The organism is Micromonospora sp. NPDC023737, from assembly GCF_040639715.1.
GTDB lineage: Bacteria > Actinomycetota > Actinomycetes > Mycobacteriales > Micromonosporaceae > Micromonospora.
Window position 1 is genome coordinate 92,996 of sequence record NZ_JBFAAL010000009.1, and the last position, 22,948, is coordinate 115,943.

Here is a 22,948-nt window from a genome sequence, read left to right on the forward strand (position 1 = left end):
CCACGCCACCATCCGGTTGCCGGCGCGCCGGTCAGCAGCGGATTTGTCCCGGATGTACCGCATCGCGGTGGGAAGGATCATGACATGGCGCGACGATCACCCGAGCCTCCACCCCGCCGGCACCGCACCCGGTTGGCCGCCGCGCTCGCCGCGGTCGCCCTCGTCGTACCCGCGAGCACGACGGTCGGCGCCCCCAGCGCGTACGCGGCCACCGTCGGCCCCATCACGGGGTACGGCGGCAAGTGCGTCGACGTGGCCGGCGCCAGCTCCGCCAACGGCACCCAGGTGCAGCTCTGGACCTGCAACGGCAGCGCCGCCCAGCAATGGACCGTCGCGGACGACGGCACCGTCCGGGCGCTCGGCAAGTGCCTCGACGTCGCCGCCGCCAGCAGCGCCAACGGCGCCAAGGTGCAGCTCTACGACTGCAACGGCACCGGGGCACAGCAGTGGGCGGCCAGCGGCACGCAGCTGGTCAACCCCAACTCGGGCAAGTGCCTGGACGCGACCGGCCCGAGTTCCGCCGACGGCACCCCGTTGCAGATCTGGAGCTGCACCGGTGCCGCGAACCAGAGCTGGACGCTGCCCGGCGGCACGACACCACCGCCGTCCGGTGATTTCACCCACCCCGGTGTGCTGGTCAGCCGCGGGCAACTCGACTTCATCCGCGGCCGGGTGCAGGCCGGCGCGCAGCCCTGGGCGTCGGCGTTCGACCAGATGATGAGCAGCCGATACGCCTCGCTGTCACGCAACCCGGCACCGCGCCCGGTGGTCGAGTGCGGCTCCTACTCCAACCCGAACAACGGCTGCACCGATGAGCGCGAGGACGCGATCGCCGCGTACACCGACGCGCTCGCCTGGCACATCACCGGCGACACCCGGTACGCACAGAAGGCGATCCAGATCATGGACGCCTGGTCGGCGACGATCACCTCGCACACCGGCAGCAACGCCCCCCTGCAAACCGGATGGGCGGGTTCGGTCTGGCCCCGCGCCGCGGAGATCATCAGGTACACGTACAGCAGCTGGCCCAATGTCAACCGGTTCTCGACCATGCTGCGCAACGTCTACCTGCCGGTGGTACGCAACGGCTCCAACAGCAACGGAAACTGGGAGCTGACCATGATGGAGGCCGCTGTCGGCATCTCCGTCTTCCTGGAGGACCGGGCAGCCTACAACGCGGCGGTGACCCGCTTCCTCAACCGGACCCGCGCCTTCGTCTACCTGCCCAGCGACGGCCCCCTGCCGTACACGGTCCCCGGCAGCGGCCTGGACACCCCCGGCGAGATCATCGGCTACTGGCACGACCAGTCCACCTTCGTGGCCGGGCTCGCCCAGGAGACCTGCCGCGACTTCACCCACACCGGGTACGGCATCTCAGCCATCTCGCACGTCGCGGAGACCTCGCGGATCCAGGGTCTGGACCTCTACCCGCAGGTCGGTGAGCGGCTACGGCACGCTCTCGGCTTCCACTCGCGGTACCAGCTCGGCGAAGCGCCGCCGTCCTGGCTCTGCGACGGAAGCCTCGTGCGTGGTCTCGGTCCGATCACCGAGGTCGGCTACAACGCCATGGCCAACCGCCTGGGCAACGCGATGACCAACACGCAGACCCTCACGTTGCAGCAACGTCCCGCCGGTACCAACAACCTCTTCGTCGCCTGGGAGACGCTGACCCACGGCGACAACCCCAACTGACCCGTACGCGGCGGGCCGTCGCCGGACGCCCGGCGACGGCCCGCCACCCGCCGCCCACACCTACGCCTCACCGGCCCGGTTGCCGCGCGGCACCTGGCCGGCGATCAGCCGGTTGCCCGCCCGAGGCGCCGCGGCGCGGCCCGACGGCAGCGGCCCCGGCCGCAGGTCAGCTGGGAGGCGCGACCCGGTCTCGATCCCGCGGTCCACCCAGGCGGGCCTGGCCCTCGGTAATGGCGGCGCGCAGCAGGTCGCCGTACTCGCCGGGTGGCAGCGCGGGCATGTGCTCGCGGGCGCGGTCGAACGCGACCCGCGCCCGGTCGGGATCGCCGAGCCGCTCGTACGCGAGCCCCACGCCAACGTGCAGCGACGGGTAGAAGGCAGCCACCCGGTCGTCACCGACCCTGTCTGCGCGCGCGAGCGCCTCCCGGTTCCAGTACAGGATCTCCTCGGGCTCGCTCTGATGGCGCGCCAGGTAGTGCGCCGCCACGCAGGCCTCGTAGTCGTCGCGGCTCGCGTCCCACGCCCGCCGGAAGAGCGTACGGGCCGCCGCCGGTCGGCCCTCGGCCTCGGCGCGCATGCCGTCCTGGCACATCCGGAGCACCGGACTGTCGAGATCCATCGCCCACTCCCTCATCTCGGTCAGCGACGGAGATCATGCGGACTCGACCAGCTCGAGGGTCAAGCCCGGCGGGGACCGTTCGTCGTCAACACGACGGAGCACCGTCGCCGACGGCGTCCCGCAGACCGCGCGCGAGGTTGTCCCGGGCCGCGCTGAGCGCGCTGATCCGATCGTCGAGCAGGGCGAGCCTCCGCCGGGCGAGCGCGACCATGGCCGGAGCGGGCGTGGCGGCACGCAGGTCGCCGTCGAGGCAACGGCGGAAGTGGGCGACATCGTCCAGGGTCAGCCCGGTGGAGAGCAGGTGACGGATGTTCCTCACCCGCACCACCGCCGCCGGATCGTATTCGCGGTAGCCATTGGATGCGCGCCGGGACTCCAGCAGCTCCAGGCCCTCGTAGAACCGCAGGGTCCTGGTCGACACACCGGTGACCCGGGCCAGCTCGCCGATCCGCACGGCGTGAGGCTACCCGGGCGGTCAGGCGACGACCGCTCCGCCGTCGACGGGGATGACCACGCCGGTGGTGTAGGCGGCCTCGGGCCGGGCCAGCTGGGTGATCCAGAAGGCGACCTCTTCCGGCTGGCCGATTCGCCCGAGCGGTACGTGTGCGATGAGGGCGGTCCGCAGCGCCGCCGCCTGCCCGGGGTCCAGACCCTGGTGCTGGGCGATCGGCGTGGCGATGGGCCCGGGAGCGACCGCCGCGACGCGGACTCCGTGCGGTGCGAACTGGACGGCCCAGGTCCGGGTGAGTGTCTCCAACGCGGCCTTCAACGCCACGTACAGCCCGCCGTCCGGCATCGGCCACCCGCGCTGGCCGATGGCGGTGCTCACGTTGACCACCACGCCTTGGTGCGTGGCCAGCTGCGGCAGGGCCGCCTGGGCGAGGTACATCGGGGCGAGCAGGTTCGTGGCGACCATCTGCCCGGCGGCCCGCCGACCACTCGTGTCGTCCTGCGGCGTCCGCCGGACGACAGCGGCGTTGTTCACGAGTACGTCGACACGGCCGAAGTGGTCCAGGGCCGCACCGACGATCATCTCGGCGGCGCCCGGGGCGGCGACATCGGCGACGAGTGGGCGGACACCCGGCAGCCCCTGCGCCGTCTCGGCCAGCCGCGACGCCGTGCGGCCCACGACGAGCACCCCGGCACCCTGGGCGGCGAACGCGCGGACCGTGGCCCGCCCGATGCCGGTACCTCCACCGGTCACGATCACTGCCTTGCCGTCGAACTGCGAACTCTTCATGGCAGCGACCGTAAACATTGACGCGTACGTCAAGGTCAAGTTCATTGCGGGCTTCGCGAACGGCCCGGGAGGCGCCCGCACCGGAGCCCGGCCGGGGCGTGGTTCGGCGCCGCGCTGGACGGGACGGCGAGGAAGGCCAGCTCCGGCGGCAGGACCGGCCGCCGACGTGTGTGATCCTGGGCGGCGTGGAACTCAGGCACCTGGAGTACTTCGTCGCGGTCGCCACGGAGCGAAGCTTCACCCGGGCGGCCAACCGGCTGCACGTCGTGCAGTCGGCGGTCTCCGCCTCGATCTCCTCGCTGGAGCGAGAACTCGGCTCGGCCCTGTTCGAACGCAGCGCGCAGCGGGTGGACCTGACCGAGGCGGGCGAGGCGCTGCTACCGCAGGCGCGGGCCACCCTCGACGCGGCGCAGGCCGCCCGGGACGCGGTGCACGAGGCCGGCCGGGAACTGCGCGGGACGGTGGTGGTCGGCTGCCTGACCGGCGTCGGCGGGATCGACTTCGCGGGTCTGCTCGGCGAGTTCCACACCCGCCATCCCCGGGTCGCGCTGCACCTGCGGGCCGCGACCTGGAACGGCTCGGCCGGCCTGGCCCGCTCGCTGGTCGACGGTGAGATCGACGTGGCGTTCCTCGGGGTGGGCCGCCGGCCCTTCCCGAACCTCGAGACGCGGAGGCTGGTGCCGGTGCCCCAGGTGCTCGTGGTGCCGGCCGGACACCGCCTCGCCGAGCGGGACAGCGTCGTGCTCGCGGACGTGGCCGAGGAGGCGTTCATCGACTATCCGCTCGGCTACGCCAACCGGACCACCAACGACCAGGCGTTCAGCGCCGCCGGGCTGGACCGACACATCGCCATGGAGGTGGCCGACGTCACCGTCGCCGCCGACTTCGTCCGGCACGGGCTCGGGGTGGCGATCCTGCCGGTGCGCAACGTGCCGCCGGGGCCCGAGGTGACGGCGTTGCCGGTCACCGACCAGTCGCTGGAGTGGGCGCTGCACGCGGCGACGGCCACCGGGCGGCGGGTGAGCGCCGCAGCCGACACCCTGCTCGGGATGGTGGACGGCCACCTCGAGCGTTGAAGATTCCGGTCCCGCCGACGGACGGCGGGTGTGGCGGATCGTGCCGGCCCGGGCAGACCCTCGTACCGGTGTGACCCACTCCGCACGGGGAGGATCTTGATAGCTCGGATGTGGCATCGTGGCGAGGATGGATCCGCAGGTGGATGCCGGTAAGCGCCACCGGCTGCCCGAACCCGCTCGCATGGCCCTGCGGGTGCTGCTCGGCTACCGGCCGACCGGCGCACGGATACGCGCGCTGGTACGCAGCATGGCGACCTCGTTCGTGGTGCTCAGCACCACGCTCTGGCTGCTGCCCGGGGTCACCGCGAGCGGTCTGGTCGCGATGCTGTGGCTGGTGGCGCTGGTCACGGTCGTCGGGGCGGTGCTGCGTCCGTTGCTGCTCGCCCTGGCCACCGCGCTCGGCGGGCTCAGCGCGCTCGCCATCGGCGTGGGCGTGCAGGCGGTCGTCATGTACGTGGCGCTGCGCCTCGACCCCGAGGCGCACGTCGCCGGTTTCGCCGTGGCGTTCGTCGCCGCGTGGGTCGCCGTGGCGCTCGCCGCGATCGTCAACTGGCTCGCCGACGCCGGCACGGACGACACGTTCGTCAGCGAGACGCTCCGGCTGATGATCCGGGTGCGGCGGACGGCGAGCCGGCGGCGATCCGCCCGCCCCTGGCGGCGGCCCCGTCCCGCCGCTCCGCCCGCGGACGGGAAGCTCTCGGACGGGCTGCTCGTCATCCAGCTCGACGGCGTGGCCGCGCCGCTGGTGCAGTGGGCCGTACGGGCGGGCAACCTACCGACGCTCGGCCGCTGGTTGCGCTCGCGCAGCCACCGGATGACGCGCTGGCACACCGGCCTGCCGGCCACCACGCCGGCGGCCCAGGCGGGCCTGCTGCACGGGGACGTGCGTCACGTGCCGGCCTACCGGTGGTACGAGAAGGCGACGGGTGACGGCTCCCCCGGCCGCCTCGTGGTGACCAGCCGGCCCCGGGACGCCGCCGACATCGAGCGGCGCCTCAGCACCGGCAGCGGACTGCTGCGCGACGGCGGTGTGAGCATCAGCACCGCCTTCTCCGGTGACGCCTCGACCAGCCTGCTCACCGTCAGCCGCGCCGGCCTGCCCGGCCGCTCCACCCCCGGCTACGCGGCGTTCATGACCAGCCCGTACGGTTTCGCCCGGGCTGTCGTACTCAGCGCCGGGCAGGTGCTGCGCGAGCTGCACGAGGCGCGACGCCAGCGGGTGCGCGGCGTGCAGCCCCGAGGTGACCGACGCGGCTCATACCTGGCGCTTCGCCCGCTGGCCAGCCTGCTCAACGACCTGAACGTCTCACTCATCGCCGAGCAGATGGCCCGCGGCGCCCCGGTGATCTTCTGTGACTTCGTCGACTACGACGAGGTGGCCCACCACGCCGGCCCGGCCCGGCCGGAGGCGATGGCGGCGCTCGAGGCGCTCGATCACACCCTCGGCATCCTGGAGCGGCTGGCCGGCGAGGCCGCCCGGCCCTACCACATCGTGGTGCTCAGCGATCACGGCCAGAGCCAGGGCGCCACCTTCCGCCAGCGGTACGGCGAGTCCCTCGCCCAGGTGGTGGCCCGGCTCGCAACCCCGGCCGCCGCGCCTGCCGCCGACGGCCGATCGGCACCCGCCGGCACGAGCGCCGAGGCGGCCGGACGGGTCGAGGAGTGGGGGCGGGTCAACACGCTGCTCACCGAGGTGGCGGGGCGGGGCGGTGTCACCGCCGCGGCCACCCGAGCCGCCATGCGGTCCGGACGCGACGGGGAGGTGAGCCTCGGACCGGCCGACCGGGAGGAGGCGGCGACGCGTACGGACCCGCAGACCGTCGTGGTGGCCTCCGGCAACCTCGCCATGATCTACCTCGCCCAGCACGCGGGGAAGCTGACGCGGGAACGCATCGACGTCGTCGCTCCGGGGCTGATCGACGGTCTGGCCGCGCACCCCGGCATCGGGGTGGTCGTCGTCGACTCCGCCGACGGGCCGCTGGCGGTCGGGCCGCGCGGCTGGCACCGGCTGCGCGACGGACACGTCGAGGGCGACGACCCGCTGCTGCCGTACGGCCCGCGGGCCCGGCGGGACCTGCTGCGCCACCAGACGATGGAGCACGTCGGTGACCTGGTGGTGATCAGCGCGGTCGACCCGAGCCTGGAGGAGGTGGCGGCCTTCGAGGAACTGGTGGGCTGCCACGGTGGGCTGGGCGGCTGGCAGACCGATGCCCTGCTCGTCCACCCCGCCGGTTGGGCTCAGGACGGCGAACTGGTCGGCCCGGACGCCGTACACCGGCAGTTGCTCGCATGGTTGGGTCAGCTGGGCCTGCGCCGCTCCGCCGACGACGCGTCGCCCGAGCATGCGGGGCGCCCGGCGGACGCCGACCTCCCGGCCGCGCCCGCGCGGTCGGGCGTACACCTGCCGGTCATGGCCGCGCCGGCGGAGGCTCCGGCGCCGTCCGGCGCCGGCTCAGCCAGCTGAGGCCCTGGGTGACCAGGACGACGAGCAGGATCGCCGCGACCACGCTCTGCCACGGCTCGGGGAAGATGGCCCGGCCGACGACACCGATCGCCGCGTAGAGCACCGACCAGCTCAGGCTCGCCGGGGCGTTGGCGACCGCGAAGCGCCGCCAGGTCAGACCGGCCACCGCTCCCGCCAGCAGCACCGGCACCCGCCCGCCGGGAACCAGCCGGGACACCAGCAGCAGCGACACGCGTCCCTCGCGCACCCGGGCGGCCATCCGGTCGAACCGCTGCGGCTCCCGCAGCCACCGCAGGCGCCGGGCGATGCGTTCACCGCCCCAGAGCAGCACCAGGTAGGTGGCCAGATCACCGATGTACGCGCCGAGCGCGCCGGCGGCCACCACGAGGACCACGGTCAGCGGGTGCTGGTGGGCGGCGAGCGCGGCCGCGCCGCTGACCGCCGCGCCGGTCGGCACCACCGGAACGACCGAACCGAACAGCACCACCAGGATCAGCCAGCCCAGTGCGCCGAGCGTCGCCGTCATGAGCGGGTGATCGTGCAGGACTCGCCCGGGTTCAGCACCCGCACCCGGGTACCGGGCGAGACGACACCGGCGTGGTGGGCGAAGTCCTCCCCCGGCGGCAGGAACCGGTCGGGCCGGATCCGGTCGCAGCCCAACGGCCAGAACGTGCCGTAGTGGATGGGCACCGCCCACGCCGCCGCCGCCCGCCGCACCGCCTCGGCGGCGCGGGCCGGGTCGAGGTGGCCGGGGCCGAGCGTCGGCCCCCACCCGGCGACGGGAACGAGTGCCAGGTCGAGCGGGCCGAGTTTGCCCATCTCGTCGAAGAGACCGGTGTCGCCGGCGTACCAGGTGCGGGCCGCACCCTGCAGCAGGTAGCCCACGGCGGGCGCGCGGTGCCGGGACCAGGGGCCACGGCTCGCGTCGTGAGCCGCCGGCACGGCGGTGACCCTGACCTGGCCGACCGTGGTCGTCTCGCCGACGGCCAGCTCGACGCACCGGTCGGTGGCGGCGCCGAGCGCCCGCCGGACCAGCCGGGCCGCCCCGGCCGGCACCACCAGGGTGGGTTCGCCGGGCAGCCGGCGCAGCGAGGCGAAGTCCAGGTGGTCGGCGTGCAGGTGTGACACCAGCACGGCGTCGGGCGTCCCCGGCAGCTGCGGCGTGGGCCCGCGACGACGTCGTAGGTGGGCGAGCCGGTCCCGCAGCAGCGGATCGGTCAGCAGCCGGGTGCCCGAATCCTCGATCCACACGGTGCTGTGCCCGTGCCAGGTCACGCGCACCGCGGCACCACCCGTACCCGTCTCGGTCACGCCTGCCACCGTAACCGACCTGCTTCTCCGGCCTGCGGGGGCGTTGCCGCCGGCTCGTCCGAGCGCCGCGGACCGCACGACGAGGCGGGCGGGGGACGTCGTCAGGCGGCGCGGTCCACCGTTCGCCTGCCGTTGCGCTGCCGCGGGTCGTCGGAGACGCGGTAGCCGACATCGGCGAGCATCCGGCGCGCGGCGTCGAGCCCGGTCAGCACCGCCCCGTACGCGGCCACCTCCCGCTGGAAATGCTCGACCTTGGCGTACCAGAACTTGAGCTCCGGGTTCATCGACTTCGCGTTGATGTAGTTGACGATGTCCGTGTCCGGAGTGATGCCGCGGCGTGCGTAGCAGCGGTCGAAGCGGGCCTTCGTCCGCTCGTACTTCTCACTCATCGCGGTCAGGCCGGCTTCGGCCTCCAGCAGCCGGGCCTGCAGGTGCCGCACGTACGCGACGGGCACCGAGGTGGTGGAGCGGCGCCGGGGCGCGGGCAGGGTGGTCATCGCGATCACCCGACCCGGCGGACGGAGCGTCCGCGCGCTGTGCGGACGACGGTCGGCGTCCGGGACCGACGAACGGATCCACTGTGCGTCAACATGACTGGTCACCTCCATTGGCTGCGCGCATCGCTCCCGGGTGCCCAGGCGGCACGCCCGCCGCTTCGACGATCGTCCGGTCAGTGGTCGGCCTGGCCGACCGTCGGGCGGTGGCGGCGGCATCGCCGGCGGACCCGCAGCGACGCAGGTACCTCCTTCTACCCGCGCCGGCAGCCGATCATGCGCACGTCCGCCGGCTGCGGGCACGGTGCGTCGACTCGTAGGCGCCTGATGACCGGCGGGCGGGGTGTCCAGTCGGACGGTGCAGCGGCGACCTCGTGGTCAACCGCCGCGCCGCCCCTCGACCGACGGTGCGAGGGGCGGCGCAGTGCGGGTTCACCACTGCGGCGGAGGTGTCCCGGCTGCGAGCGGGCCCGGCGAACGCCGGCGGGCCCGCCGGCCGCCGCGTACGAGCAGCACTCCCCCGAGGATCATTCCCAAGGCGACGAGACCCAGGACGACGGCCACCACCAGCACGGCCACGTCGATCGGCTGACCGACGCGCCGGGGCGTCCCGTCATCACCGGGACCGAAGTGCCCACCCGCGCCCTCGGCGTTCGCCGGCAGGAGGTACGGCTGCGCCATGACCTTTCCGGCCGCGCGCAGCGCCTTGGCCGCGTTAACGACGCCGTAGCCGGTCTTCGGGTCGTGCCGGTCCGGGTGCGAGGCGGTGCTCTGGAGAATGTCGGCGACCTGCCGCGGGGCGAGCTTCGGGTACTTGGCGACGATCAGCGCGGCGACGCCCGCGGTGAGCGCGCCCGCCGGCGAGGTGCCTTCCGTGGACTGCCGTCCTTTCGACCGGATGCTGGCGGCCCAGATGTCGACACCTGGCGCGGCCACGTCCGCGTACGTGTGCACCGACGAGAAGTCGGCTCGTCCGCCCGACGGGGTGCTCGCGGCTACCGCGATCACGCCGGGATAGGCGGCCGGGTAGCTGACGTAGTTTCCGTCAGCACCTTCGTTGCCCAGGGACGCGATCACCACGACGCCTTTGGAGAGGGCGTACTGGATGGCGTGGGCCTCGTCGGGGCGGTACGGCTCGAAGGGATTGTTCGAGCCCAGCGAGAGTGAGATGACCTGGGCACCGTGGTCGGTCGCGTACCGGATGGCGTCCCGCGCCGGGCGCGGCGCTCCCGGCTTCGGTTTCGCCACGCTCTCCTCCCAGGTCTGGAAGTCGGGGTCCTCACGGTCCCGGATCGCCCGCAGACCGAGTACCTTCGCCTTCGGCGCGACGTCCAGGACGCTGGAGGACATCGCGGTGCCGTGCGCGCCGTACCAGGACTCCTTCTGATCGTTATCCCCCAGGAAGTCGGGCCCCTCGGAGGCGCGGCCGTCCAGGACCGGGTGGTCCGTCCGGATCCCGCTGTCGATCACCGCGACGGTGACCCCTTCGCCGCGGCTGATGGCGTGCGCCGCGCGCACCGAGAGGGCATCCAGCTCCCAGCCCTTGCCGGCCGCGTGGGCCGGTGCGGCCGACGCGACGAGGGCCCCGGCGACGCAGAGCGCGACGGCGGCGCGTGACACCGCCCGGAACGCCCGCGCCCTCATCGGCCGTTCGCCAGGTTGTCGAAGGTGCGGGCGAACGCGCCGACGACCTCGTCGGCGGCGCCCTGGAACACTCTCTGCTCGTGACGGCCGCCGGTGGCCCATTCCCCGGGTAGCTTCCCGTACTGCCGGACGTTCAGGGCGCCGACGGTCACGGCCGCCACGTACGGCGGCGAGTTGGTGTCGAGCCCGACGGATTTCGCCCGGCCGGCGTACGCGAGTTTGCGACTCCAGCCTGCGGCCGCGGTGCCGGGCACCGCCAGCGGGACCACCATCGGTGCGGTCTCCAACCGGAGCTCTTCCTCGATCTCGGTCGCCTGCTGGTACGAACCGACCACACAGAGCGCGACGGTGGCGACCATGTCACCTCCGATGTGCACGTACGTCGCCCGCAGCACGCTGACGCACCCCTGCGCGATCACCGCCTCGGTGAGCTTGTCGGCCAGCACCCCCTGGCAGTCCTTCTGCTCGGCAATGCCCTGCCGGGACCATCCCGGTGGCTTCTCCCCGACCTCGTCGGGATCGTTGAGGACGTCCGGGAAGACCTCGTCGGTGCGCAGGTTGTGCCAGGCGACCGCGGCGAACGCGTCGTTGCCGGTCTGGATCCGGTGGTTCTTGACCACCACGAACATCGCCACCCCGGCGAGCAGCAGGGGCACCACACCGAAGGCGACGGCGAGCATTCCGAAGACCACGCGCTTGCGACCGCGCGGTCGGCCCGCGCCCGGCGGTGCCTGCTGCGGGGTGTGCACACCAGCGAACGGTGGCGGTGCGGACGGTGGCTGGGTGTGCGCACCGGCGAACGGCGGCGGTGGAACTGGCTGCGCCGCGTAGTACGTCGGCGGTCCGCCCGGTTGGCCGGGTGGAACCGGCTGCGCGAACGGCGCCGGCGGCTGTCCGGGCGGAACAGGCTGCGCGGCGTAGGGTGCCGGCGGTCCGGCCGACTGCCCTGACGGAACCGGATACGCCGCGTAGGGCGCCGGCGGTCCGGCCGGCTGCGCGGCGGGCGCGGGCCCTGGCGGGCCGTACGCGGTTCCACCGTGCGGGTGGTACGGCATGGGTGGCTGTGACACGGAGAAGGCCTTCCCGCCCCGCCGCGGGGGCTGGGCACTACCGGATTCATCTGTGGAACCCGGCGACCCTGGCACCCGACGCTTGCCACCGCCTTGCCAACGGCCCGCCAACGCGGTCCGATGCCGCTGTCGCGTACCTCTAGGATCTTGCGAATGGAGTTCCGGCTGCTGGGTCCGGTGGAGCTGTACACCGACGACGGGCAGTTGATCCCGCTCCAGCGTCGCCAGGAACGGCTGATGCTCGCGCTGCTCCTGCTCGATCCCGACCGGGTGGTCAGCGCCGAGCGGCTCATCGGTGTCCTCTGGGGACAGCGCCCGCCGGCAACCGCCAGGGCAACGCTGCAGGCACTGATCTCGCGCGTCCGCAAGGCGGTGCGGGTCGCGGCCGGCCCGAATGCCGACGGACAGGTCCGCCTGCTGGCGCTCGGGGAGGGCTATCGGCTGTCGGTGCCGTCGGAGTCGGTGGACCTGCACCGCTTCCAGCGGATGGTCGAGGAGGCACGGATCCTCACCGACCCGCGGCGGCGCTCCGCACACCTCACCGCCGCGCTCGACCTCTGGCGTGGACCGGCGCTCGCCGACGCCGCCACCGGTACCGTCCGGCAACGGCTCTGCGGCGGTCTCGAGGAATCGCGCCTGACGGCTCTGCTGGACCGGATCGACGCGGATCTCGCCGCCGGCCGGCACCGTGAACTCGTGTCGGAGCTCGCCGAACTCGTCGTCGACCATCCCCTGCAGGAACGGCTGCACGGCCAGTTGATGCTGGCGCTCTACCGCAGCGGTCGCCGCGCGGACGCGCTCGCTGCGTACCGGAATGCCCGCGGGTTGCTCGTCACCGAACTCGGCCTGGAGCCCGGACCGTCGCTGCGCGACCTCCACGCGGCACTGATCGCGGACAGCCCGGTGCTCGACCCCGCCTCCGGGTCCGCGTCCGGTGCGGCGGTGGTCACGGCGGCCGCCGGGGCGGAGCCAAGCACGGCGTCCGGGACGCCCGGTCGGGCCGGCAGCCCTCGGGAGGTGGCGCCGCCGCTGGCCGTCGTCCCCGCGCAGCTACCCGCCGGGGTAGCGGCGTTCGTCGGTCGTACGGCGTACCTGTCCCGGTTGGACGCGCTGCTGCCCGACGGGGCGGACGAACGCCACGATCCGACGATCGTCACGATCACCGGCACGGCGGGCGTCGGAAAGACCTCGTTGGCGCTGCGCTGGGCCCACCAGGCCCGCCGTTGGTTCCCCGACGGGCAGCTGTACATGGACCTGCGCGGGTTCGACCCGGAAGCGACATCGGCGAGCCCCTCGGAGGTGTTGCACGCCTTCCTGCACGCGTTGCAGGTGCCGGCACAGCGGATTCCGGCGATGCCGGCCGCGCAGAGCAGCCTCTTCCGCAGCCTGCTCGCCGACCGGCGGATGCTGATCGTGCTGGACAACGCACAGAACGCCGATCAGGTCCGGCCGCTCCTGCCCGGCGCGGCAGGGTCCATGGTCGTGATCACCAGCCGGAACCGGCTCAGTGGCCTCACGGTGATCGAGGGCGCCCATCCGATGCACGTGGACCTGCTCACCACCGGGGAAGCGCGCAAGCTGCTGGCGAACCGGCTCGGCGCCGAGCGGGCCGGCGCCGAGCCCGACGCGGTCGACGAGATCATCTCCCACTGCAGCCGGCTGCCGCTCGCCCTGGCCATCGTGGCCGCACGCGCCGCCGCGAACCCCGGATTCCCGCTCGCGGTCATAGCGAACGAGCTACGGGCCGCCCGTGGTGGGCTGGACGCGTTCGACGGTGATGAGACGTTCACCGGTGTCCGGGCGGTCTTTTCCTGGTCGTACCGGGCGCTCGATCCGCGGGCCGCGCGCCTGTTCCGTCTGCTCAGCTTGCACCCGGGGCCGGACATCGCCGCCCCGGCCGCCGCGAGCCTCGCCGGCGTCCCGGTCCGGGAGGCTCGACCGCTGCTGGCCGCGCTGACCGGAGCGCACCTGCTCTTCGAGCAGAGTCCCGGCCGGTACGGGTCCCACGATCTCCTGCGGGCGTACGCCACCGAACTGGCGTACGCGCACGAAGCGGCGTCCGAACGCGCACAGGCACAACGCCGTCTGTTCGACCACTATTTGCACACCGCTGATCTCGCCAACCGGCTGCTCTACCCGGGCCAGCAGTTGATGTCGCTGGCGGCACCCAGCCCCGGAGTCGCGGTGGCCGATCTCGCCGTGCCGCCGCAGGCGGTCGCCTGGTTCGCGAGCGAGCAGCGGGTGCTGCTCGGCGTGATCAACCAGGCGGCCGAAAACGGCTTCGACCGACACACCTGGCAGCTGGCCGGGATCCTGACCACGTTCTTCCACCGGTGCGGGCTCTGGCACACCATGGCGGCCACCCAGCAGACGGTGGTCACGGCGGCGAGCCGGATCACCGATTCGGCGGGCCGCGCCCATCTGCACCGCAGCCTGGCTGTCGCGATCGCGGCGCTGGGCCGCGACGATGACGCCCAGGCACATCTGGAGTTCGCGCTCGACCAGTTCCGTGAGCTGGGCGACTCGAACTCTCAGGCCGACACCCACATGGGGCTGGTCTGGGTGCACGGACGGCTGGGTCAGCCCGAGCTGGGCTTGTACCACGCCGAGCAGGCGCTGGCGCTCTGGCGGAAGACCGGTCAGCTCTCCGGGGAGGCGAACGCACTCAACAACATCGGCTGGTGGCACGCCCATCTCGGCCACTATCAGCAGGCGCTGGCCTACTGCGGGGAGGCTCTGACCCTGCACCGCGAGATCGGGGACGACCGGCACGGCGAGGCCGTGACGCTGGACAGCCTCGGTTTCATCCACCATCACCTCGGCCAGCACGACCGCGCCGTCGCGCTGTACGAGCAGGCGCTCGAACGGTACCGCGAGGTGAGCAGCCGCTACTACGAGAGCAGGACGCTCACCCGGCTCGGCGAGCTGCACCTTGCAGCCGGCGATCCGCCGCTCGCCCGGCGGACCTGGCGGCAGGCCCTGGCCATCCTCGACGAACTCACCCACCCGGACGCCGACCAGCTCCGGGACCGGCTCGCCGCACTTCCCGAGTGACCACATCGATGGACCTCACGGCTGGGCCTGGCCGAGACGCCGGACGATCTCGGTCAGCACCGCGTCGGTCTGCGCACCGGGTCGCAACAACATGAAGGCGTGGGTCATGTCCGGGTATTCGTACAGGGTCACCACCGTGCCGGGTGCCCTGACGGCGAGTCGAGCCAGCCGCCGCGCGTCCGGGGTGAGAATGTCGTCCCCGCCGGTGAAGACCGCGACGCGACCGAGGTTGTCGAGCGGGCCGTTGATGGGGCTCAGCTGCGGCGTGGTGAGTTCGTCCGCTCCGGCCCACATCCGGGCGAGGCGGCGAAGGTTCTGGGTCGATGACATCGGGTCGCGGGGTTCGATCGCCCTGATGTCGGGGTTGGTCATCGTGGCGTCGAGCCACGGCGACATGAGGACGAGGTCCCGCGGCCGGGGCTGTCGCGGTGGCAGCGACTGGACGAGCGCGAGTCCCATCGTCGCGCCCGCGGAGTCGCCCATCACGGCGAAGGTGTCCATGTCCCGTCCGGCGGTGAGCTGCTCGTAGAGCCGTCGCAGGGTCGGGAAGACGTCGCGATGGGTGTGCTCGGGTGCGAGTGGGAACTCCGGCACCGTGAACGTCCGCCCGGTGCCGGCCGCCAACCGGGCGACCATGTCCAGTTGCATCGGCTGCAGGTGGCTGACGTAGCCGCCGCCGTGCACGTAGAGGACGTGCCCGCGGCCGTCGCCCGCGCCCGGGCTCACCGTGTGTACGGGCCACCCCTCGAACTCGTTTCGGTCGACCATGAGCTGTCGTGGCAGTGAACCGCTCACGTTGTCTCCGGTCATCGATGTGCCCCTCGATCTTCCCAGTATGAGTGTTGGGCGTGTCGTCCCGTTCGTTCGTACTGAATGGGGGTGAACCCCTGGCTCCGCAAGGATTCACCCCAATCATCAACAATCACGACAGACCAGAGGCAAGCTGCAGGGCGCCGGCGGCGAGCGAGACGATGAGAAGCAGGACGGGCGGAAGGATCTTGCGATCCCCGACGCGCAGGTGCGCGGCGACCGCCCCGGCGAAGTAGAGCACCAGGCCGGCGCCGGCCGCGACGCCGAGCGGCCACCACGCCAGGCCGACAAGCAGCCCCGCAGCACCCGCGAACTCGAGGAACGCGAGCAGCGGTCGAAGCTTCACTGCCCCGACCCGTTCCAGGGTCTCCATCTGCATCGGGTCGCCCTTCAGCTTCCCGGCGGCGGACACCGCCAGCAGGGCTGCGAAGGCGATGCTGACAACAAGGGTGGCGACGAACATTCGTGACTCCAGGGGCAGAGGCGTGGCAGGGAGGAATGGACCCCCTGTTCCGGAGACCAATCTCCGGTACACGGTATAACGGAGAGCTGTCTCCGGTATTCCGGGTACCATGTCCACGTGGAGCAGACGACGAGCGCCCGCGACGAGGAGCCGCGTCCGCGCGCCGAACGCCGGGACAGCATCCGGAATCGCGAGCGGATCATCAGCGCCGCGGAGGCGCTCTTCGCCAGTGAGGGCCTCGACGCGCCGATTGACAAGATCGTCACTGCGGCGGGCGTCTCCCCTGGCACGCTCTACCGGCACTTTCCATCCCGCGTCCAACTCTGGGAGGCGGTTCTCGACCAGCCGCTACGCGCCGCACTCGAGTTGGTCGAGCGGGCAGTCGCGAACCCGGACCGGTGGGCGGGGGTCACCGAGTTCATCATGGCGACCTGCGCACTGGAGGCCGAGCGCGGCGGCTACCTCAATCTCATGACCACGCGCTTCGACGGCTCCCCCCGACTGGTGGAGTTGCGCGGCCAGATCCAGGGGCGAATCGAGGAGCTCTTCGAACGGGCTCGGGAGGAAGGGGCCGTCCGCCCGGACTTCACGGTCGAAGACCTGATCTTCATCACGCTGTCGAACAGCAGGGTGGCCGAGGTCACTCGCACGGTCGCACCGGGAGCCTGGCGGCGGAACGCGGAGCTGTTCCTCGACAGCATCCGTCCGGAACGCGCCCACCCACTGAGCGAGCCACCCATGAGGCCGAGCCAGGTGGCTCGCGCCATGATGCGGCCGCCGGCCGGCCGGACCCGGTCCGAACGCGGTAAACGGTAGGGGCCGAAGGCACTGCTTCCTCCATTCGCCCCGTGTCCGGCGAACGGCCGATTACCGTACGTAAGCGTGACCATCATTCGGGTTACCTCCGTGGCGCTCGGCGCCCTTCTGGCCCTGCCCGCCGTCGCGATCACGCCACCGGCGCGGGTGGCCGCGACGCCGTACGTGCCCTGTCCGGCGGTGAAGCCACCGACGCCGGCACCTGCCGCCCCGTCTCCACCGCCGGTCGACCCCGCGCAGCGCGCGGTCGGCGGCGAGGCCCTCGCGACCGCCGGGCTCGCGGCCCCGCCCGGCGCGCCCAAGGCCCCGGCGGTCACCGCCACCTCGTGGCTCGTGGCCGACCTCAAGACCGGCGAGGTCCTGGGCGGGTGCGGGCCGCATGAGCACCGGACACCCGCCAGCGTGCAGAAGCTGCTGCTCGCCGCCACGCTGATGCCCCGGCTCGACCCGACCCAGGAGGTGGAGGTGGCACGGTCGGACCTGCGCGACCTCGATCCGGAGAGCTCACTGATGGGGGTACGGGCGGGTGGCCGGTACACCGTCGAGGACCTGTGGCTGGGGTTGCTGCTCTGCTCGGGCAACGACGCGGCCAACGTGCTCGCCCGCCTCGGCGGTGGCAACGCCGGGAGGCAGGGTGGCGTCGACGCGATGAACGAGGAGGCCCGCCGGCTGCGGGCGTACCAGACGCACGCGGCGACCCCCTCCGGTCTCGACGGCCCCGATCAGTACACGAGCGCGTACGACCTGGCGTTGATCGCGCGTGCGACGTTCGCCCGCGAGGACTTCCGGCGGTACATGGCGACCGAGGTGGCGCGGATACCGGCGCGCCCCGGAAGCCCGGCCCTCGAGATCACGCACGACAACACGTTGCTCGGCCACTACCCGGGCACCCTCGGGGGCAAGACGGGCTTCACCGACCTGGCGCGGCAGACGTACGTCGGGGTGGCCGAACGCGACGGCCGGCGACTCGCGGTCACCCTCCTGGGCGCGGAGACCGCTCCGCTGGGCAGTCTGGGTGAGGCGGCGGCGCTGCTCAACTGGGGTTTCGCGCTTCCGCGTGGCGCTTCCGTCGGCCACCTGGTGGCGCCGGAGGAGAAGAAGTACGACCAACCTGTCGTGCCGGTCAAGGGCGAGCACGAGGAGGAGACGGCCGAGCCCACCTCGTTGCTGCTGCCCGTCGGCCTCGGCCTCGGCGGCGTGTTCGTCCTGACCGTCGCCCTCGTCGTGATCCCGTGGCGGCGCAAGGCCGGCCGATCGAGGTCCGACCGGCGGTAGCGTCGGCCGACGATCGGGCGTGACGCGGCGGCCAGCGGGAAGTGGGAAGTGAGGTGCCGACCGCGACTCGGCGCGCCGCTCCGATGGCTGGCCGGTCAGTTCCCGGCGCTGGTTCGTCGGGCACCGCTGGGCCACAGGATGGTGGTCGGGATGCCCTGCTGCCGGGCCAGGTCGACGGTCCGGTCCGTCGACGCCGCGTGGCAGCCCGGCTCGCCGTCCCAGACCGCGACGAGTCGCTGCACCCGTCGGAGCATCTCCCAGTTGGCTGCCACGTACGCGGCGGTCCCGGAGCGGAGATAACCCGTGTGGACCACCCGCGTCGCTTGTCCGAGCAGTTCGTCGAAGTCGGTCCGACTGTCGGATGCGATCGCGACGGTACGGTAATCCCGGGCCGGCAGGATCACTTCGTACGTGCCGCCAGCGGTCAGAACCGCGCGCGCGAAGATCTGATCCGCACCGGGGGCCAGGCAGGTGACCCCGTGCACCGGCCGGTTGCTGATCCGGCGCAGTTCCACACGGATCGCGTCAGCGACGAGCCGCGCGGTGGCCGGAGTCAAATTGATGTGCCCGGTGATGCCGACACGCGCCGGGGCGAAGTCAGCCCGCATCCTCCGGCCCTCCGCGCTGCGCGGGGACGGCTGGTGCCAGCCGGATCAGTTCGAAGCCGCTGTCGGAGAGCACCTCGGGCAATGCCCGAACCTCCTCGCGGTTCTGCTCCTGGACGTCGGGCGGCAGCTCGTTCCACGGGCGCAGCGCGGGATGCCGGCGCCGGACGTCGTCACGCGGCTCGCCGTACGTCCAGCCCTCGCTCCGCCGCTCCCGACACCACCGTTCATGTTCCAGCCGGGCGAGTTCCTCAATCCGATCGTCGATGGCCTGGCCGGCGGCCGAGGCATCACCGCCGCTGCCGTGGCGCGGTGCCACGACGCAACCGAGATTCAGCAGCTTGGCCGCGATGTCCTGGACATAGGCCCGGTTGGCCCGACGCAGTGACTCAGGCAGCTGCGGCCAGTCCACCATCGCTGGCGCGTCCGCAGGGCGTGCCACGGCCCGCCGTTGGGCGTGCAGGTACCGGTCGTGGATCTGCTGAGCCAGCCGTTCGGTGAGGTCCTCGGCGATCAGTCGGGCGTCACAGGCACGGGTCAACACGGGGTACAGGCGGAGCTTGCCGTGCACCTCGTCGAGCAGGTCGTGGCGGGAGTCTCCGTGGAAGGCGGCGGCGAGCGCCGCCTGCCGGTAGACCGGCACGAAGACCGAGCTCTGCGTCCCCTGCCACAGAGCGGGCGTGTCCAGCACGAACTGCAGTCCGCTGCTCTCGTCGGTCGGACAGACGTAGATCCGGTCGTAGGCCCCGGCACCCATCTCGTCCCGCGCGAGCAGCTCGCCGAGGGTGACCTCGTAAGCGGAGAGATCGCAGGTGACGGCCAGGAACGGGTAGCGGGACGCGACGAGGGCGAGTTCGGCGCAGGCGTCGGGGGCCACGAGGTCCACCTGGAGCGGTGGGCCCTGCTCCCCGACCCCGGCGTCCGCCCGGCGCGTTCTCCGGTGCCGGGCCGTCTCCACCAGCAGGGCTCTACGGAAGGCGCCTCGGCCGGCGATGAGGACCCTCGTCGGCCGCCCGGACCCGGGCGGCAGCGGGTGGTGACGGTAGAGCGCCCGGGCGGCGACGTCGTCGACGTGGAAGTAGTCCAGTCGCATCCGGCTGGAGCCGGCGGCGCCGAGTCGCCGCGCCTGCAGGGACAGGCACATCTCAGGGTCGTGAACCTGCACGTATGCCCGAGGTGGTTGCCGTCGGTCCTGGATCAGTCGGCTCGCCGTGTTGACGATCGCGTGGTTGCGGTCGTCGTCGTCGGTGCAGGCGTAGATGGTTTGGGCGAGAGGCAGGCCTGCGCCCCGCAGCACCTCCGCGCTGGTGGGATCGCCGACGACTCCGAGGTAGCGGCGCCTGCGGTACTCCAACGGCCCGAATGGTTCCGAGCGCACCACGACCACGCGTTCGCCGTCGGCGAAGAGCCGGTCGGCGAGCATGTGGGCGAACTGGGAGTCACCGCAGACCAGGACGTGGTCGCGGGCCCGTCGGGCACGTACGCGGCGGATCTCGGCAGCCAGCAGCAGCCGGCTGGCTTCGGCCACGGCCAGCAGGGTGAACAGCGGCGCGGCGAACCGGGCGACCTGCAGCTGCCACGGGTACGGACCCGGCTCCTGAAGGGGTTCGGCGCCGAGGACGAACAGTTGCAGGTCGAAGTAGATCAGGTCGTACCAGTCGTGGGCGGTCTCCGGCCGCTCCTCCAGCAGGCGCTCGAAGCCGATGTAGCCGAGCACGAGGGCAACCAGGCCGATGATCGCGAACACTACGCGCAGCAACGATCCGGGCGGGCGGGATCCGCCTGCCGGCTGCGTCATCGGGCGGTGCCCCGGAGGGCGGCCCGGCGGCACGCGTCGACGAGACCCGGCCTCCTGGTTCGGGGGTCGAGCGGCCAACGGATTACGACCATGGGCCTTATGGTATTGGACGAAATCGATCGGGCTGGCGGTCGACAAGCGCGACCTGATTGGCTCTTTTCGCAGGTGGGCCCGAACTGATGGTCGGTGAGGGGCAGTGCGGGTGGCTACCGATCGCTACCATTTGGAGACGGTCCGGAGGTGGCACGCCAGCGGAGCCGGCCTCCGGTACGGGTGTGCCTGGTGCCAGGACCAGAGCTACCGGAGGATCAGGAAGATGGCCGCGATCGAAGGTCCACCGGCAGTTGGCCCGGTCAACCCGTTCTCCCCGACGGCCGTCGCCCGGGTCACCGAGGATGGCACGGACGCGACCACCGTGGTCACGGTCGCCATCCGCGACGCGCTCACCTATTTGGACGACTATCTCCGTACCGGCGACGGCTGGACGCTCGCCGTCGTCGGCGACTACGGAACCGGCAAGACACATCTCGCGGTGGAGTTACTTGCCCACGCTCGTCAGGTTGCCGGGCCGGCGGTGCAGGCGATCTACCTCGACGCTCCGGCCGATACCTTCCTGTCGTTGAGCCGTCAGTTCCTGGGCCGTCTGTCCCGCGACTCGGTACGCGCCCTTGTGGAGGAGCTTCGGCCGCGCTCCCCCGTCCAGGCGCCGGAGCGTGACGGCGACCCGCCAGGGACCGCCATGGAGTTGCTCGCCCAGCGGCTGAACCGGGAGCTGGCCGAGATAACCACAGATGCGTCCTTCGGCAGAGCGCTGGCGATGTTGACGGATCCCAGCACCGAGGCGGTGGCGTGGGACTGGTTGATGGGCTATCCGCCGGGACCGGCCCTCGCGGACGCCGGTGTCACCACCCACACCGACGTGGAAGCCGCCGCCGTGGAGACGATGGCCGCACTCGCCCTGATGCACGGGCGGCGGCACGGTCGCTTCGTCCTGGTGCTCGACGAACTGGACAAGATCCTCTCCACGGCGGGCCGCCCGGGAGACGGGACAGTGAGCCGCTTCGCGCGGATGATCGGGGCCTTCGCGTCGGCCGGAGCCTTCCTCGTGGCAGCCGGGCTGCCTGACATGCTGCACCTGCTCAGTCCCGAGATACGGCAGCGGATCGGCGCGATCATCCGGATGTCGGCGCTGAGCACGCAGGACGTACGGGACTTCATCCGGCGCAGCCAGTTGCGGGCGGCCGGAGAGGCACGGTTGGCGCCGTTCACGGTGGAGACCACCGACTACCTGACCAACCTGGCCGACGGTGTGCCGCGACGGATCATCCGCCTCTGCTACCACCTCTACCAACGCGCGATGCAGGCCGGCGGTCCGGTCACCCACGTCATGGTCCGCGAAGCGTTCCGGGGTCAGTTCGACCTCGCCAGCCGCCAGGACGTCGGCGCCGACGTGCGACGGGTGCTCACCGAGGACGGCTGGCCCTACCAGCGGGACCACCTGGTTGGTTCGATGCGGGATCTGCCCGTCGACTTCTGGGTTCCGCTGGATGAGCAGGGTGCCGGCTGTTGCGTGCTGTTGTCCGACTCGGTACTCAAGTCCGAGGAGGTCGACGAACTCAACCGGCGGGTCGTGGCCATTCGGGCCGCGGTGCCGGACAGCGAGGTGATCCTGGTCGTCGTCGGGCACCTGCCCGCGGACTTCGCCGCGGACCTGGCCGCCACGTTCAGCGTGGAACCGATCGTCTACGACCCGCAGACGTTCGCCGAGGACCTGTCGGGCAGCGTCAAGGCCTCGATGCGCCGCCTGGAGCAGGTGATCGGCGCCGACGCACTGACCTCGGTACGTCAACGCGTCGAACGCATGCAGCGCCAGCAGAGCAACACCCAGCGGTCCATCGAGCGGCTGTCGTACCAGCTCGACGAGATTCGGGGCGAGCTGCGCCAGGACCTCAAGGGAGCAGCGCATCGACTCGAGTCCGATCTCAACGTGCAGCAGCGGTCAGCGGCGACGTCTGCTCTACCCAGTCGGGTGGCGCGGGTCTTCGTCGAGGCGTTCCGGGCACTCGATCAACTGACCGGCTTCGAACGACACCTCCGGGCTGCCTTCACGCCTCCGCGGCGCGGCGTGGAACGTTTCGCCGACACGGAGCTCCCGTTGCGGACGCAGCTACGCTCACGGGACGTGCAGCGGGCATTGGGAACGTCGATGGTGTTGCGGCGACTGATCGAGGCGTTCCAGTCCGGCGTCGAACAGTGGTACGAGTCGCACCGCCGCGATCCGCAACCAACAGACCTGGAGCGGTTGGACCGGCTCTGCGAGACCTACGACGGGATCGCCGAGTACCTGCCGTTGTTCCAGCTCGACGCGCTGGGTGACCTGGCTGTTCCCGGCGAGGACGGTGACGACCCGGTCGAACCGGCGGATCGGTCACGCAGCTGGTCGGAGGCGCGGTCGGTTTTCGACGGGCTCAGCGATCGGGTGCGGCAGTTGATGCTGACGACCGGTTGATTGCCGCT

The 22,948-nt window shown here is 72.0% G+C and carries 19 protein-coding genes; 7 read left to right on the top strand and 12 right to left on the bottom strand.

The window, feature by feature from the left end; translation table 11 throughout:
• Nucleotides 1–84: 84 nt before the first annotated feature.
• A complete protein-coding gene (locus tag AB0F98_RS20105) occupies nt 85–1,692 on the top strand; it encodes a ricin-type beta-trefoil lectin domain protein (protein ID WP_357737379.1) in 1,608 nt (535 codons plus the stop codon).
• A 166-nt stretch (nt 1,693–1,858) separates the two neighbouring features.
• On the opposite strand, the gene AB0F98_RS20110 is transcribed toward AB0F98_RS20105, so the two are convergent.
• The 3 genes from AB0F98_RS20110 to AB0F98_RS20120 all read right to left on the bottom strand — a co-directional run bounded on the left by AB0F98_RS20110 (nt 1,859) and on the right by AB0F98_RS20120 (nt 3,551).
• On the bottom strand, nt 1,859–2,311 hold the full coding sequence (locus AB0F98_RS20110; RefSeq protein WP_357737381.1) for a hypothetical protein: 453 nt from the start codon (nt 2,309–2,311) through the stop codon (nt 1,859–1,861).
• An 85-nt stretch (nt 2,312–2,396) separates the two neighbouring features.
• Complete coding sequence (locus tag AB0F98_RS20115) at nt 2,397–2,765, bottom strand: MerR family transcriptional regulator (RefSeq protein WP_357737383.1); 369 nt, start codon at nt 2,763–2,765, stop codon at nt 2,397–2,399.
• 21 nt (nt 2,766–2,786) lie between these two features.
• Entirely contained in the window at nt 2,787–3,551 is a 765-nt protein-coding gene (locus AB0F98_RS20120) for an SDR family oxidoreductase (RefSeq protein WP_357737385.1), read from the bottom strand.
• Nucleotides 3,552–3,736: 185 nt separating this feature from the next.
• Here AB0F98_RS20120 and AB0F98_RS20125 point away from each other — a divergent pair, with 185 nt between their 5' ends.
• On the top strand, nt 3,737–4,627 hold the full coding sequence (locus tag AB0F98_RS20125; RefSeq protein WP_357737387.1) for a LysR family transcriptional regulator: 891 nt from the start codon (nt 3,737–3,739) through the stop codon (nt 4,625–4,627).
• A gap of 127 nt (nt 4,628–4,754) precedes the next feature.
• Nucleotides 4,755–7,091: an alkaline phosphatase family protein gene (locus AB0F98_RS20130; protein WP_357737389.1), complete on the top strand. Its 2,337-nt coding sequence runs from the start codon at nt 4,755–4,757 to the stop codon at nt 7,089–7,091.
• Here the strand turns inward: AB0F98_RS20130 and AB0F98_RS20135 are convergent.
• The 5 genes from AB0F98_RS20135 to AB0F98_RS20155 all read right to left on the bottom strand — a co-directional run bounded on the left by AB0F98_RS20135 (nt 7,036) and on the right by AB0F98_RS20155 (nt 11,289).
• Nucleotides 7,036–7,617, bottom strand: coding sequence for a VTT domain-containing protein (locus AB0F98_RS20135; RefSeq protein WP_357737391.1), 582 nt, complete (start codon nt 7,615–7,617; stop codon nt 7,036–7,038). The genes AB0F98_RS20130 and AB0F98_RS20135 overlap by 56 nt on opposite strands.
• The gene (locus AB0F98_RS20140; protein WP_357737393.1) at nt 7,614–8,402 is read right to left on the bottom strand and encodes an MBL fold metallo-hydrolase; all 789 of its coding nucleotides are present in this window, start codon (nt 8,400–8,402) and stop codon (nt 7,614–7,616) included. Before AB0F98_RS20140 ends, AB0F98_RS20135 begins: the two co-directional genes overlap by 4 nt.
• 101 nt (nt 8,403–8,503) lie before the next feature.
• Nucleotides 8,504–8,899 (bottom strand): hypothetical protein, encoded by a 396-nt coding sequence (locus AB0F98_RS20145; protein WP_357737395.1) that lies wholly within the window; start codon nt 8,897–8,899, stop codon nt 8,504–8,506.
• A gap of 429 nt (nt 8,900–9,328) precedes the next feature.
• Complete coding sequence (locus AB0F98_RS20150) at nt 9,329–10,540, bottom strand: S8 family serine peptidase (protein ID WP_357737397.1); 1,212 nt, start codon at nt 10,538–10,540, stop codon at nt 9,329–9,331.
• Nucleotides 10,537–11,289, bottom strand: coding sequence for a hypothetical protein (locus AB0F98_RS20155; RefSeq protein WP_357737399.1), 753 nt, complete (start codon nt 11,287–11,289; stop codon nt 10,537–10,539). Before AB0F98_RS20155 ends, AB0F98_RS20150 begins: the two co-directional genes overlap by 4 nt.
• A gap of 474 nt (nt 11,290–11,763) precedes the next feature.
• On the opposite strand from AB0F98_RS20155, the gene AB0F98_RS20160 reads away from it, so the two are divergent.
• The gene (locus AB0F98_RS20160; RefSeq protein ID WP_357737401.1) at nt 11,764–14,664 is read left to right on the top strand and encodes a BTAD domain-containing putative transcriptional regulator; all 2,901 of its coding nucleotides are present in this window, start codon (nt 11,764–11,766) and stop codon (nt 14,662–14,664) included.
• Nucleotides 14,665–14,679: 15 nt separating this feature from the next.
• Here the strand turns inward: AB0F98_RS20160 and AB0F98_RS20165 are convergent, their stop codons facing one another.
• Nucleotides 14,680–15,474: an alpha/beta hydrolase gene (locus AB0F98_RS20165; protein WP_357737403.1), complete on the bottom strand. Its 795-nt coding sequence runs from the start codon at nt 15,472–15,474 to the stop codon at nt 14,680–14,682.
• Nucleotides 15,475–15,586: 112 nt separating this feature from the next.
• On the bottom strand, nt 15,587–15,937 hold the full coding sequence (locus AB0F98_RS20170; protein ID WP_357737405.1) for a DoxX family protein: 351 nt from the start codon (nt 15,935–15,937) through the stop codon (nt 15,587–15,589).
• Between the two features lie 117 nt (nt 15,938–16,054).
• On the opposite strand from AB0F98_RS20170, the gene AB0F98_RS20175 reads away from it, so the two are divergent.
• Nucleotides 16,055–16,753 carry a helix-turn-helix domain-containing protein gene (locus tag AB0F98_RS20175; protein ID WP_357737407.1) on the top strand — a complete coding sequence of 233 codons (699 nt, stop codon included), beginning with the start codon at nt 16,055–16,057 and terminating at the stop codon, nt 16,751–16,753.
• A 66-nt stretch (nt 16,754–16,819) separates the two neighbouring features.
• On the top strand, nt 16,820–18,028 hold the full coding sequence (locus tag AB0F98_RS20180) for a serine hydrolase (RefSeq protein WP_357737409.1): 1,209 nt from the start codon (nt 16,820–16,822) through the stop codon (nt 18,026–18,028).
• Between the two features lie 95 nt (nt 18,029–18,123).
• Here the strand turns inward: AB0F98_RS20180 and AB0F98_RS20185 are convergent, their stop codons facing one another.
• Both AB0F98_RS20185 and AB0F98_RS20190 read right to left on the bottom strand, forming a co-directional pair.
• The gene (locus AB0F98_RS20185) at nt 18,124–18,636 is read right to left on the bottom strand and encodes a hypothetical protein (protein ID WP_357737411.1); all 513 of its coding nucleotides are present in this window, start codon (nt 18,634–18,636) and stop codon (nt 18,124–18,126) included.
• Nucleotides 18,626–20,431 (bottom strand): RyR domain-containing protein, encoded by a 1,806-nt coding sequence (locus AB0F98_RS20190; RefSeq protein ID WP_357737414.1) that lies wholly within the window; start codon nt 20,429–20,431, stop codon nt 18,626–18,628. Before AB0F98_RS20190 ends, AB0F98_RS20185 begins: the two co-directional genes overlap by 11 nt.
• A 316-nt stretch (nt 20,432–20,747) precedes the next feature.
• Here AB0F98_RS20190 and AB0F98_RS20195 point away from each other — a divergent pair, with 316 nt between their 5' ends.
• The gene (locus tag AB0F98_RS20195) at nt 20,748–22,940 is read left to right on the top strand and encodes a hypothetical protein (RefSeq protein WP_357737416.1); all 2,193 of its coding nucleotides are present in this window, start codon (nt 20,748–20,750) and stop codon (nt 22,938–22,940) included.
• The last annotated feature ends 8 nt before the right edge of the window (nt 22,941–22,948 follow it).

Excerpts from the sequence above, each read along its gene's own strand:
- AB0F98_RS20160 (WP_357737401.1), top strand. The coding sequence starts at position 11,764 with ATGGAGTTCCGGCTGCTGGGTCCGGTGGAGCTGTACACCGACGACGGG.
- AB0F98_RS20145 (WP_357737395.1), bottom strand. The coding sequence starts at position 8,899 with ATGACCACCCTGCCCGCGCCCCGGCGCCGCTCCACCACCTCGGTGCCC.
- AB0F98_RS20110 (WP_357737381.1), bottom strand. The coding sequence starts at position 2,311 with ATGGATCTCGACAGTCCGGTGCTCCGGATGTGCCAGGACGGCATGCGC.
- AB0F98_RS20190 (WP_357737414.1), bottom strand. The coding sequence starts at position 20,431 with ATGACGCAGCCGGCAGGCGGATCCCGCCCGCCCGGATCGTTGCTGCGC.
- AB0F98_RS20150 (WP_357737397.1), bottom strand. The coding sequence starts at position 10,540 with ATGAGGGCGCGGGCGTTCCGGGCGGTGTCACGCGCCGCCGTCGCGCTC.
- AB0F98_RS20105 (WP_357737379.1), top strand. The coding sequence starts at position 85 with ATGGCGCGACGATCACCCGAGCCTCCACCCCGCCGGCACCGCACCCGG.
- AB0F98_RS20135 (WP_357737391.1), bottom strand. The coding sequence starts at position 7,617 with ATGACGGCGACGCTCGGCGCACTGGGCTGGCTGATCCTGGTGGTGCTG.
- AB0F98_RS20120 (WP_357737385.1), bottom strand. The coding sequence starts at position 3,551 with ATGAAGAGTTCGCAGTTCGACGGCAAGGCAGTGATCGTGACCGGTGGA.
- AB0F98_RS20170 (WP_357737405.1), bottom strand. The coding sequence starts at position 15,937 with ATGTTCGTCGCCACCCTTGTTGTCAGCATCGCCTTCGCAGCCCTGCTG.
- AB0F98_RS20185 (WP_357737411.1), bottom strand. The coding sequence starts at position 18,636 with ATGCGGGCTGACTTCGCCCCGGCGCGTGTCGGCATCACCGGGCACATC.
- AB0F98_RS20195 (WP_357737416.1), top strand. The coding sequence starts at position 20,748 with ATGGCCGCGATCGAAGGTCCACCGGCAGTTGGCCCGGTCAACCCGTTC.
- AB0F98_RS20130 (WP_357737389.1), top strand. The coding sequence starts at position 4,755 with ATGGATCCGCAGGTGGATGCCGGTAAGCGCCACCGGCTGCCCGAACCC.
- AB0F98_RS20165 (WP_357737403.1), bottom strand. The coding sequence starts at position 15,474 with ATGACCGGAGACAACGTGAGCGGTTCACTGCCACGACAGCTCATGGTC.